The 11,928-nt window shown below is 73.1% G+C and carries 11 protein-coding genes; 9 read left to right on the plus strand and 2 right to left on the minus strand.

Translation table 11 applies throughout. The features are described from left to right. Nucleotides 1-83: 83 nt before the first annotated feature. The 9 genes from ACWDNY_RS08275 to ACWDNY_RS08315 all read left to right on the plus strand — a co-directional run bounded on the left by ACWDNY_RS08275 (nucleotide 84) and on the right by ACWDNY_RS08315 (nucleotide 9,803). A complete protein-coding gene (locus tag ACWDNY_RS08275; protein WP_451644920.1) occupies nucleotides 84-1,442 on the plus strand; it encodes an LLM class flavin-dependent oxidoreductase in 1,359 nt (452 codons plus the stop codon). A gap of 12 nt (nucleotides 1,443-1,454) precedes the next feature. After that, nucleotides 1,455-2,633, plus strand: coding sequence for a pyridoxal phosphate-dependent aminotransferase (locus ACWDNY_RS08280; protein WP_451644921.1), 1,179 nt, complete (start codon nucleotides 1,455-1,457; stop codon nucleotides 2,631-2,633). Next, nucleotides 2,623-3,591 carry a 3-methyl-2-oxobutanoate hydroxymethyltransferase gene (locus tag ACWDNY_RS08285; protein WP_451644922.1) on the plus strand — a complete coding sequence of 323 codons (969 nt, stop codon included), beginning with the start codon at nucleotides 2,623-2,625 and terminating at the stop codon, nucleotides 3,589-3,591. Before ACWDNY_RS08280 ends, ACWDNY_RS08285 begins: the two co-directional genes overlap by 11 nt. 14 nt (nucleotides 3,592-3,605) lie before the next feature. After that, nucleotides 3,606-4,850: a diaminobutyrate--2-oxoglutarate transaminase gene (gene ectB / locus ACWDNY_RS08290; RefSeq protein WP_451644995.1), complete on the plus strand. Its 1,245-nt coding sequence runs from the start codon at nucleotides 3,606-3,608 to the stop codon at nucleotides 4,848-4,850. Then, complete coding sequence (locus ACWDNY_RS08295; RefSeq protein WP_451644923.1) at nucleotides 4,847-5,806, plus strand: diiron oxygenase; 960 nt, start codon at nucleotides 4,847-4,849, stop codon at nucleotides 5,804-5,806. The genes ectB and ACWDNY_RS08295 overlap by 4 nt, the downstream gene beginning before the upstream one ends. A 17-nt stretch (nucleotides 5,807-5,823) precedes the next feature. Continuing rightward, a complete protein-coding gene (locus tag ACWDNY_RS08300; protein WP_451644924.1) occupies nucleotides 5,824-6,726 on the plus strand; it encodes an NAD(P)-dependent oxidoreductase in 903 nt (300 codons plus the stop codon). 7 nt (nucleotides 6,727-6,733) lie between these two features. Next, a complete protein-coding gene (locus tag ACWDNY_RS08305) occupies nucleotides 6,734-7,279 on the plus strand; it encodes a pyridoxamine 5'-phosphate oxidase family protein (protein WP_451644925.1) in 546 nt (181 codons plus the stop codon). Between the two features lie 91 nt (nucleotides 7,280-7,370). Next, the gene (locus ACWDNY_RS08310; protein ID WP_451644926.1) at nucleotides 7,371-8,642 is read left to right on the plus strand and encodes a valine--pyruvate transaminase; all 1,272 of its coding nucleotides are present in this window, start codon (nucleotides 7,371-7,373) and stop codon (nucleotides 8,640-8,642) included. A 159-nt stretch (nucleotides 8,643-8,801) separates the two neighbouring features. Then, complete coding sequence (locus ACWDNY_RS08315) at nucleotides 8,802-9,803, plus strand: NAD-dependent epimerase/dehydratase family protein (RefSeq protein WP_451644927.1); 1,002 nt, start codon at nucleotides 8,802-8,804, stop codon at nucleotides 9,801-9,803. A gap of 200 nt (nucleotides 9,804-10,003) precedes the next feature. On the opposite strand, the gene ACWDNY_RS08320 is transcribed toward ACWDNY_RS08315, so the two are convergent. Further along, a complete protein-coding gene (locus tag ACWDNY_RS08320) occupies nucleotides 10,004-11,113 on the minus strand; it encodes a sensor histidine kinase (RefSeq protein WP_451644928.1) in 1,110 nt (369 codons plus the stop codon). A gap of 2 nt (nucleotides 11,114-11,115) precedes the next feature. Further along, nucleotides 11,116-11,841: a response regulator transcription factor gene (locus ACWDNY_RS08325; RefSeq protein ID WP_451644929.1), complete on the minus strand. Its 726-nt coding sequence runs from the start codon at nucleotides 11,839-11,841 to the stop codon at nucleotides 11,116-11,118. Nucleotides 11,842-11,928 lie beyond the last annotated feature (87 nt).

The raw sequence follows: 11,928 nt of genomic DNA on the forward strand, positions 1-11,928 counted from the left end.
GCCGCCCGGCTCGGTTACGTTCCAGTCCAGTCACTCCGGGCCACTCCGGCACCCGTCGCGGAGCGCCCGCCAAGGGAGAGTCCATGACGCGAAAATCGCGCCGCACGCTTCACCTGGGAGCATTCCTCGTCACCCCCGGATACCACGTCGCCTCGTGGCGCCACCCGCACGCCCACGCGGCCGGCGGGCTGGACTTCGGCCACTACCGCGACCTGGTGCGTACCGCCGAACGGGGGCTGTTCGACCTGGTCTTCCTCTCCGACGGCCTGGGCATCCGCATCCCGTTCGACAGTCACGACGAGCTCAGCCGCCAGGGACGGATCATCCAGTTCGAGCCGCTGACGCTGCTGTCGGCACTGGCCGTCCACACCGAGCGCATCGGCCTCGTCGCGACCGCCTCGACCACTTACCACGAGCCGTTCCACCTGGCGCGCAACTTCGCCTCCCTGGACCATCTGAGCGCGGGACGGGCCGGCTGGAACGTGGTCACGTCCGTCACCGACGCGGAGGCGCAGAACTTCAACCGCGACAGGCAGCCCTCCCACGCGCAGCGCTACCACCGTGCCCGGGAGTTCATGGAGGTCGTGACCGGACTGTGGGACAGCTGGGAGGACGACGCGTTCCTCCACGACAAGGCGTCCGGCCGCTTCTTCGACCCCGGGAAAATGCATGTGCTGGGGCACCGCGGCGAGCACTTCCAGGTGCGCGGACCACTCAACGTTGCCCGCCCCCCGCAGGGCTACCCGGTGATCGTACAGGCCGGATCGTCGCCGGACGGCCGGGACTTCGCCGCCCGGTGGGCCGAGGTGATCTTCACCGCCGCCCAGGACCTGTCCCAGGCCCAGGAGTTCTACCGCGGGATCAAGAAGCAGCTCGCCGACCACGGCCGTGAGCCCGACGAGGCCAAGGTCATGCCCGGCGTCTTCCCCGTGGTGGGCCGCACCCGGGCGGAGGCCGAGGACAAGTACGCAGCGCTCCAGGAACTGGTGGACCCGGTGGTCGGCCTCGGCCTGCTCCGGCTGCTCCTCGGCGGCGCCGACCTCTCCCACCTGCCGGTGGACAGCCCGTTGCCCGAACTCCCCCGCACCGAGGGCAGCATCAGCCGCCAGCAGCTGGTGTACGACAAGGCGCGGCGCGAGGGGCTCACCATCCGCGAGCTCTACCAGTCGGTCTCCGGCGGCCGGGGGCACCACATCGTCATCGGCACCGCTCAGAGCGTCGCCGACGAACTGGAGGACTGGTTCCTGAACGAGGGCGCCGACGGCTTCAACATCATGCCCCCGGTCCTGCCCGACGGACTGGACGACTTCGTCGGTCACGTCATCCCCGAACTCCAGCGCAGGGGCCTGTTCCGCACCGAGTACGAGGGCAGGACGCTCCGCGAGAACCTCGGGCTCGGCCGGCCGGCCTGGGGCGCCTCGGCCCGCACGCGACAAGACTAGGAGTCACCAGCCATGCCCTCCATCGGCCGGCCGCTGGCCGAGATACCCGCCTCCCCGCTGACGGCGGTCGAACGTCTCCTGCGGCAGCACCGTCACGAGAACCCGGCGAGACTCCACCAGGGCAGGACGGTCTTCGCGCCGTGCGCCACTCCCCGCCCGTGGGAGCGCGCCGAGTTCGGGATCGCCGCCCACGAACACGCCCCGCCCGCCGGCGTGCCCGCGCTCCGCGAGCGCTTCGCCGAGGCCGCCACCGCGCGCCGCGGCACACCGGTCGGCGAGGACGAGGTCCTGGTGACCGGCGGGGCCACGCACGCCATCGCCGTCGTCCTGCACGCCGTGCTCGAACCCGGCGACGAGGTGCTGGTCCTCTCCCCGCAGTGGCTGTTCGCCACCGGTCTGGTCCGGGCCGCGGGGGGCGTGCCCCGCGAGGTACCGGTCTTCCTGGAGCTGTCCCGGGACCCCGCCTACGACTTCGCCGCGACCGTCGAGGCCGCGGTGGGGCCCCGCACGCGTGCCGTGTACTTCAACAACCCGAACAACCCGACCGGTTACCGGCTCGACGCGCACCAGCTCGCCGAACTCGTCGCCCTGGCCCGGCGGCACGACCTGTGGCTCGTCGCGGACAACGCGTACGAGAACTACGACTTCTCCCCGGACGGCTTCCTCGACACCGCCACGATCGCGGGGGCGCACGAGCGCACCTTCTCGGTGCACTCCTGCAGCAAGACCTACGCGATGCCCGGAGCGCGGGTCGGCCACCTCATCCACCCGCCGGGACTCGGCGAGGCCCTGACCAAGTGGTCGCTGCACACGCTCTACTCGGTCGCCACGGCGTCCCAGTTCGCCGCGTTCGAGGCACTGGCCACCCCGCGGGAGGAGCTCGCGGCCCGGCGCGCCCGCGCGGCCGAGGCCTGGCACCGGACGGACGAGGCACTTGGGATCCCGCACACCGCGGTGGCCGGCGGCCTGTACACCTTCCTCGACCTGCGCGCGCTGGGCGACGGGGAGGCCGGGGACGCCTTCGTGCGGCGCTGCGCCGAGGAAGGCGTCGGCCTGGCACCCGGCAGGGTCTTCGGCGAGCACTGTGCCGGCTGGGCCCGCATCTGTTTCACGGCCGCGCCTCCCGCTCAGGTGCACGAGGCGGTACTGCGCATCAACAAGATCTACCAGGAGCTCCTCCATGCAGACTGAGCTGACCGCACCAGCAGCGACGGGCCTGCTCGCGCCCTATCTGCGGCGGTACGCGTCCCCCGCGCAACTGGGACTGAAGGTCAACGCCTACCGGGGTTACGAGATCGAGGGGCTGGCCCAGGCGCTGTCCACTCCGGACCTGACGGACAGCCCCGTCGAGTGCGTCATGGTCGGCGACTCGTACTTCATGACCCACCTCGGCCGTACCGGAACGGTGATGTCGAACCCCGCGGAGCAGGCGTGGGCCCTGGACACCCTGGTCGGTCTGGTGGCCGAGGTGCGGGCCGCGCTCGACGCGCGGTTCCCGGCCGGCCGCCGGCCGTTCCTGCTCGCCGACCTGCCCGACGGCACTACGGTGAACGCCACGGCGGCGCGGACCGCCGCCGGACGCTTCGCCGCGGCCGGCGCGGACGCGGTGAAGATCGAGGTGGCCGGCGAGGACGGGATGCGCTGCGTCGAGTCCTGTGCCGCCACCGGGCTGCCCACCCTCGCCCACCTCGGCTACACGCCCCAGCTCACCGGCCTCAGCCGCCGCGGGGACGCCGTGGACGACGCGGCCGACCTGTTCGCGCAGGCCCGCCGGGCCCGTGACGCGGGAGCGTGCGGTCTGATCGTCGAGATGGTGAGCGAGGCGGTCAACCAGGCGCTGAGCCGTCCGCACCCGCACGGCCTGCCCGTCTACTCGGTGTTCAGCGGCCGGGCCCGCTGGGGCGGCCAGAGCCTCAACCTCTGGGACGCCGTGGTGCGGCCGGCCCGCCGCGGCCGGTACTTCCCGCCCACGCCGACGATCGACTTCGCCGACGTGCCCACCGCGTACACGCCCGCCCTGATCGCCGACCGGATGCGCGAACTGCTCCGGCTCACCCTGGCGGGCTGGTTCCCGCTCTCTCCGCACACCGCGCTCGGCCGCCGGGAGTCCGCCGAGATCGCCGCAACCGACCCCTGGAGCATCCCGTGACGGTCTTCGACGCGATGGAATCGGCAGTACGGACCTACTGCCGCCGCTTCCCCGCCGTGTTCACCCGGGCCTCGGGCCACCGGATGTGGGACGAGCAGGGCCGCGAGTACGTGGACTTCCTGTCCGGCGCCGGAGCCCTCAACTACGGCCACAACCCGCCCGAGGTGCGCGCCGCCGTCGTCGACTACCTGCTCGCCGACGGTCCCGTGCACGGACTGGACCTGCACACGACGGCCAAGGCCGCCTTCCTGACCCGCTTCCAGGAGGTCGTGCTCGCCCCCCGTGACATGGAGTACCGGGTCCAGTTCACCGGCCCCACCGGCACCAACGCGATCGAGGCGGCCTTCAAGACCGCCCGGCGGGTCACCGGCCGCACCGACATCGTCGCCTTCACCGGCGGGTTCCACGGGCTGTCGCTCGGCGCGCTGGCCGCCTCGGCGACCGCCTTCAAACGGAACGCCGCCGGCGTCCCGCTGCCCCACGTCACCCGCATGCCGTACGAGGGATTCCCGGGCGAGGACGTCGACACCATCGACTACCTGACGCGTCTTCTCGACGACCCGGGAAGCGGTGTGGACCTGCCGGCCGCCTTCGTGGTCGAGACGGTGCAGGGCGAGGGCGGCCTGTCCGCGGCGAGCCCCTCCTGGCTCCGCCGGCTCGCCGCGGTGGCCCGGGAGCGGGACATCCTGCTGATCGTCGACGACATCCAGGCGGGCTGCGGCCGGACCGGGACGTTCTTCAGCTTCGAGGAAGCCGGCATCACCCCCGACCTCGTGTGCCTGTCCAAGTCCATCAGCGGCTTCGGACTGCCCATGGCCCTCGTCCTGGTCCGGCCCGAGCTGGACCGGCTCCGACCCGGCGAGCACAGCGGCACGTTCCGCGGCAACAACCTGGCCTTCGTCACCGCCACGGCCTGCCTGGACTACTGGGCCGACCCGGCCTTCGGCAAACAGGTCCAGGAGCACGCCGTCTGCCTGACCGGCCTGCTGGAGGACATGGCCGCCGACCACGAGCGGCTGGGGTGCTCCGTACGCGGGCGGGGCCTGATACGCGGTCTCGCCTTCGCCGACGACACGCTCGCCGACCGGGTCTCCCGCACGGCCTTCGGCAAGGGGCTCCTGGTGGAGACCTCGGGCGCCCGCGGCCAGGTGCTGAAGATCATGCCCCCGATCACCACCGGCGAGGACGAACTCCGCCGCGGCCTCGCCATCCTCGCCGACTCCATCACGTCGGCCTCAGCAGAAGGGCACGCGCAGTGACCGACCTGTCGGACGCCGTCCTCACCGAACCCGGCCACCTGGACGAGACCGTCCTGCGCCGGATCGCCGACGCCTGGCCCCGCCGTGCGACGATCCGCACCGACCTGGACCGCATCTCCGAGCCGGAGGCCTACGACGAGTCCCTGCCGGACTACCCGGTGCGGCTGCTGCCCTTCGCCGAGCACCCCCTGTTCCTGGCCGCCTCGCCGGAGCAGCGCCAACAGGTGATCACCATGGCGTGGCTGGTGTACAACGAGCGGGTCATCGCGGCCGAGGAGTACGTCGCCAACCCCACCTTCGCCATGATCATGCACGGCGCCTTCCCGGGCGCCGACGGAGTGCACCTCAAGCGCGCCGTGCAGCAGACGCACGTGGACGAGGTCTGGCACACCTACATGCACATGGTGGCCATGCAGCGCACCCGCGAGATCCGGCAGGTGACGAGCGAGCCCGGCTACCCGCACACCGTCACCTACCGCAGGCTCCTGGAGGCCGAGGCGCAGGCCTCGGAGCAGTGGGAGCGGGACCTGCTGAAGCTGATCTGGACGACCGTCTCCGAGATCAGCGTCAACGCCTATCTCGAACTGCTGTCCCGCGACGAGACCGTGCAGCCCCTGCACTCCCTCGTGCCCCGCCTGCACGCCCGGGACGAGGCCGCGCACTCCTCGGTCATGGTCGAGGTCGCCAAGGCCCTGTTCGTCCACCTCAACAAGGAGCAGCGGCGCATGTTCGTCGAGTCGCTGCCCAGGGCGCTGCACGCCTTCGTCGCCCAGGACTTCGAGGTGTGGCCGGGCATCCTCCGGCACGCGGGGATCGAGGCCGCCGACGAGATCGTCGCCGACTGCCGTGCCCAGACCGGCAACGGGCTGCTGGTCCGGGACTTCTCCGGCATCCGCCGCATCGTCCGGGAGATGGAACTCGAGGACCGCGTCACGTTCGACTTCGGGGACGAGTGAGGAAGGACGTGCACAGCATGCGCGTGGGTTTCGCCGGTCTCGGAGCCATGGGCGGCGGCATGTGCCGCCGCCTCGCGGACCGCGGGTTCAAGGTCACGGTCTTCGACATCGACCGGGAGGCGGTCGCTTCCGCCGGCCGTCACCCGGGTGTCGAGGGCGCCTCGGGCGTCCCCGGTCTCGCGGCACCGGTGGTCGTCACCATGCTGCCCGACGGCTCGGCCGTACGGCAGGTCGCGGACGTGCTGCTGCCGCGGCTCGAACCCGGCTCGCTCATCGTCGACACCGGCTCGTCCGCCCCGGCCGACACCCTGGAGCTCGGCCGGGTGGCCGCCGACCACGGCGTCGCCGTCGTGGACGCGCCCGTGTCGGGCAGTCCCGCCGCCGCCCGCGCGGGCGAGCTGACCCTGATGGCGGCCGGTGCCCCCGACGCCCTCGACCGCGCCGAAGCGGTCCTGTCCGCCCTGGGCCGGGTGCACCGCGTCGGTCCGGCCGGCGCCGGCCACGCCCTGAAGGCGCTCAACAACCTGCTGTCCGCGGTGAACCTGGCCGCGGTCGCGGAGGTCATGATCACCGGCAGGGCCTTCGGCCTGGACCCGGCCGTCATGCTGGAGGTGATCAACGCGTCGACCGGGCGCAACCACGCCTCGCAGACCAAGCTCCCCGACCACGTCCTGTCCGGCACCTTCGACTCCGGCTTCGCCCTGCGGCTGATGCTCAAGGACATCCGTATCGCCACCGCACTGCAGACGGAGGCGGGCGGCCCCGCGGCCTTCGGCACGGCCTGCGGCGAGCTGTGGGAGAAGGCGTTCGCCGAACTCCCCGACGGCGCCGACAACGTGGAGGTCGTCCGCTGGCTGGAAGGCGTCGCCGGCCGGGACCTGCGCTCCGCCACGGCCGTCCGACCGTCACAGGAGAGGTGAGCGGCCCATGGGAAAGCTCTACCCGGCGCTGACGCCCGCGCTGCGCGCCTTCATCGAGGAAGCGCCCCTGTTCTTCGTGGCCACCGCGCCGCGGGCGGAGGACGGGCACGTCAACGTGTCGCCCAAGGGCGGGAGGGACACGCTGACGATCCTGGACGACACCACGGTGGCCTACCTGGACCTCATCGGCTCGGGCGCGGAGACCATCGCCCACGTCAGGGAGAACCGGCGGATCACCCTGATGTTCTGCTCCTTCGGCACCCGCCCCAAGATCCTGCGGCTCTACGGCAGTGCCCGCTGCGTCCTCCCGGACTCCGCCGAGTGGGACGAGCTGATCGGCCGTTTCGGGAAACATCCCATCCCCCGTTCCGTCATGGTCGTCTCCCTGCACCGCATCGCCGACTCCTGCGGCTTCACCGTCCCCGAGATGACGCTGGTCCGCGAACGCGACCTGCAGGACAAGTGGGGGGAACGCAAGAGCGCCGAGGAGCTGGAGACGTACATGCGGGAGAAGAACTCCGTCAGCATCGACGGCCTGCCCGCCCGCTCCTGACCCCCTTCCACGCCCGGCCGGTCCCGTCCGCGGGCCCGGCTCCCGCGGGCCGCCGGCCCCGTTCCCCTCTCGTCCTCCCGGAGGATCACGTATGCGACTGTCGCCGATCGGCACCCGGATGGCAGGGATGTCCGGCCTGCGAAGCATCATGGAGGACGTGGCCTCCACCATGGCGGGAACCGCGGAGGAGGACTGGATCAACCTCGGCATCGGCAACCCGGCCGCGATACCCGAGGCCGGGGACATGTGGCGGCAGGCGCTGTCGCACGCCCTCGCGGAGGACTTCGACCGGGCCGTCGGACGCTACGGCCCCTCGCGCGGCAGCACGGTCCTGATCGACGCCGTCGTCGGCTACTTCAACCGCGTCTACGGCTGGGACCTGACGCCGCAGAACGTGGTGGTCGGCCCGGGCAGCCAGATGGTGTGCTTCGCCGCGGCGGCGCTGTTCGTCGGGCCCGGCCCCGACGGCATGCGCCGGCTGGTGATGCCGATGGTGCCGGACTACACCGGGTACCAGGGCCTGTGCATGCACGAGGACAGCATCGCGGGCGTCCCCCCGCGGATCACCCTCGAAGCGGAGCACCGGTTCAGCTACTCCCTGGACCTCGACGCGCTGGACCGCCGCGACGACCTGGGCATGCTCCTCATCTCCAGTCCCGGCAACCCGACCGGCCGCGCCGTCACCCGGACCGAACTGGACGGCCTGATCGCCGTCGCCGAGCGGCACGACGTCCCCCTCGTCGTGGACCACGCCTACGGCGCGCCCTTCCCCAGGATCGGCGAGGTGCACGTCGACCCGGTACGGCACCGCAACGTCATCAACTGCTTCTCCTTCTCCAAGGCCGGCCTGCCGGGCGAGCGGATCGGCTTCGCCACAGGCGACCCGGACCGCATCGGCGCGCTCGCCGCCTTCATGTCCAACTCGGTGCTGCACGCCCCGCAGCTCCCGCAGGCCGCGGTGGCGGCGGCGCTGCGCGACGGACGGCTGGACCGTGTCACCCGTGACGCGATCACCCCGCACTACCGGCACAAGCGGCGGTTCATGGAGGAAGTCCTCGCCGAACAGCTCCCGCCCGGTCTGAACTGGCGCGTCCACTCCGGCTCCGGCGGGATGTTCACCTGGCTGTGGGTGGACCACCCGTGGTTCGACGACATCGACGTGTACCGGAGGCTGAAGGAGCGGCAGGTCTTCGTCGTCCCCGGCCGGTACTTCTTCGTCGACGCCCCGTCCACCGGCCTCCCCGGCGGCCACGCCACCCGCTGCCTCCGGCTGAGCCTGAGCGCGCCGGAGAAGACCATCGTCGACGGCGTGACCCGGCTCGCCGACACCCTCTCCGACCTGCACACCCGCGCCACGGGCTGAGTGCCGCGGCCGCCCGAGGCGCCCGGGCCGGGCGGGGCAGGCACCCTCCCGGCCCCGCCCGGCCGGCCCGCGGCCTCTCGCACGCGGGACGTCTTACGGAGTGGTGACGTGCCCGGCGGGTCACGGTGTCCGGCGGGTTCCCGGACCTAGCGTGGCCGCATGCGTGTACTGGTCACCGGCGCCGCCGGTTTCATCGGGTCCCATGTCGTCGACGTACTGCGCGAACGCGGGCACGAGCCGGTCGCCTACGACGTCCGGGAGGACCCCGGGGCAGACGTGCGCGACCCGGCGGCGGTCGCCCGTGCCCTCACCGGCGTCGACGCGGTCTGCCACCAGGCGGCGAAGGTCGGGCTGGGCGACGGGGTCACCGACGCGGCGGAGTACGTCTCGCGCAACGACCTGGGCACCGCCGTGCTGCTCGCCGCCATGGCGGAGGCCGGCGTACGGCGTCTTGTGCTGGCCGGGTCGATGGTCGTGTACGGGGAGGGACGGTACGAGTGCGCCCGGCACGGGTTGGTCCGGCCCGGACCGCGCGCGGTCCGCGATCTCGACGCGGGCCGGTTCGAACCGCCGTGCCCGCTGTGCGGGGAGGACTTGGCGCCCGGCCTGGTCGGCGAGGACGCCCCGGTCGATCCGCGCAGCGTCTACGCCGCGACCAAGCTGGCGCAGGAACATCTGGCCGCCGCGTGGGCCCGGTCGACACAGGGGTCGGCGGTGTCGCTGCGCTACCACAACGTGTACGGGCCCCGGATGCCCCGCGACACCCCGTACGCGGGGGTGGCGTCCTTCTTCCGCTCCGCGCTGGCCCGGGGCGAGGCTCCCCGCGTCTTCGAGGACGGACGGCAGCGGCGCGACTTCGTCCATGTGCGTGACGTCGCGGCGGCCAACGCCGTGGCGCTGGAGGCCCGCTCCGCGCCGGGAGCCCTGACCGCGTACAACGCCGGCAGCGGCGAGCCGCACACCGTCGGGGAGATGGCGCGGGCGCTGGCCGCCGCGTGCGGCGGGCCCGAGCCGGTCGTCACCGGCGACTACCGGCTCGGGGACGTACGCCACATCACCGCGGACTCCTCACGGCTGCGGAACGAGCTGGGCTGGAAGCCGCTGGTCGGCTTCGAGGAAGGCATGGCGGAGTTCGCGCGGGCCCGGATGCGGGACGCTTAGCGGCCGTCCGGATCCGGCCGCGGACACGGGGTCCGGCCCGCCCGGGCTGCGGGCTGCGGGCTGCGGGCTGCGGGCTGCGGGCTGCGGGCTGCGGGCTGCGGGCTGCGGGCTGCGGCAGGTTCCTCCGGCGTGATCCGCCGGGACGCCGGGTCCGGCACGCCCGTCCGCGGCGACCCCAGGAGCGGTGGTGCTGCCCGCGTTCACGAAGCGGCGGCGGGCAGCACCACCTCGAAGCGGCAGCCGCCGGGGATGTTGCGTACGGTGGCCCGCCCCTGGTGCGCCTCCACGATCCCCCGGACGATGGCCAGGCCCAGGCCCGCCCCGGCCGGCGGGGTCCGGGCGTGCGTGCCGCGCCAGCCGGTGTCGAAGACACGGGGCAGGTCTTCCTCGGGGATGCCGCCGCAGCCGTCCGTCACCGACACCACGACACCCTCGGGTGAGCGCTCGGCAGCGACCGCCACCGTGCCGTCGGCCGGGGTGCGGCGGATCGCGTTGACCAGCAGGTTGCCCAGCACCCGGCTCATCTCCTTGCCGTCCACCTCGACCGGGACCGGCTCCACCCGGTCGCCGACCAGCCGCACCCCCAGCTCCCGGGCGAGCGGGTCCGCGCCCGCGAGTGCGTCGCCGACCAGGTCGTAGAGCGAGGTGCGGGACAAGGACAGCGGAAGCGTCCCGGCGTGGATGCGGGAGAGTTCGAACAGGTCGCCGACCATGCCGTCGAGACGTCCGACCTCCGTGCGGATCTGCCGGAGGTAGCGGTCGGGGTCGGCGGCGACGCCGTCCTCCAGGGCCTCCGACATGGCGCGCAGACCGGCCAGCGGGGTGCGCAGGTCGTGTGAGATCCAGGCCACGAGTTCCCGCCGGGAGGCCTCCAGGGCGCGTTCCCGCTCCCTGGACCGGGCGAGCCTGGCGCTGGTGGCCGCCAGTTCACGGCTCACCGCCTCCAGTTCGGCGGTGGCCGGGCCGTGCGGGGGCGCGAACCAGCCGTCGGCGAAGGAGCGTGCGGCGGCGGCGAGTTCACGGCTGCGGGCGACGACCCAGCGTCCCAGGAGCAGCGCGGTGGCCAGGGAGACCACCGCCGCCATGGCGACGACCGTCGTCACCACGGCCAGGTCGTGCGGGGACAGGAACATCGCCCAGGCCACGGCGAGCGTGCCCGCGAGCATGGCCAGCACGCCGACCGCCGCGACCACGGTGAGCGAGGCGGTCAGCGAGCGGCGCCGGGTCAGCCGCAGCACGCCCGCCCCGGCGAGGCCGGTGACGGCGGCGGCCGCGAAGGCGTACAGGGCGATCAGCAGGGTGTCCGGCACGGTCACTCACCGCCCGCTTCGAAGCGGTAGCCCACGCCCCACACGGTCCGGATCAGCCGGGGCCGGGCCGGGTCGTCCTCGACCTTGCCGCGCAGCCGGCGGACGTGGACGGTGACGGTGGACAGGTCGCCGAAGTCCCAGCCCCACACCTCGCGCATCAGGTCCTCCCGGCTGAAGGCCCGCCCCGGGTGCCGCAGGAAGAACGAGAGCAGATCGAACTCGCGCAGCGTCAGGGAGAGTTCGGCGCCGTCACGGGTGGCCCTGCGGGCCGCGGGGTCGACGGTGAGGCCGGCCGCGCCGATCGGGCGGGTGCCCGCGCCGGGGCGGGCACGGCGCAGGACGGACTCCACGCGCAGGACCAGTTCCCGGGGGCTGAACGGCTTGGTGACGTAGTCGTCGGCGCCGACCTCCAGGCCGAGGACGCGGTCCTCCTCGTCGCCGCGCGCGGTGAGCATGATGACCGGCACGGGTCCGCCGCCGCGCAGCCGCCGGCACACCTCCAGACCGTCCATGCCGGGCAGCATCAGGTCCAGGACCACCAGGTCCGGCCGGTGCGCGCGGGCCCGCTCCAGGGCCGCCGGCCCGTCGTCGGCGCGGTCCACGAGGTAGCCGGCGCGGTCGAGGTAGCCCGCGACCACCTCGGAGACGGTCGGATCGTCGTCGACGACCAGGACCCGCGCGGCGCGGTTCCCGGTCCCTGCCCCCGGGGACGCGTACGGCTGCTGCATGCCCCCACCCTGGCACGGCACCGCCCCGCGCAGGCCCCCGGCCTTCCGCGCCGCCCGGGACGTCCGCGTTTCGTAAGGAGCCGAAGC

The organism is Streptomyces sp. NPDC003697 (assembly GCF_053587115.1).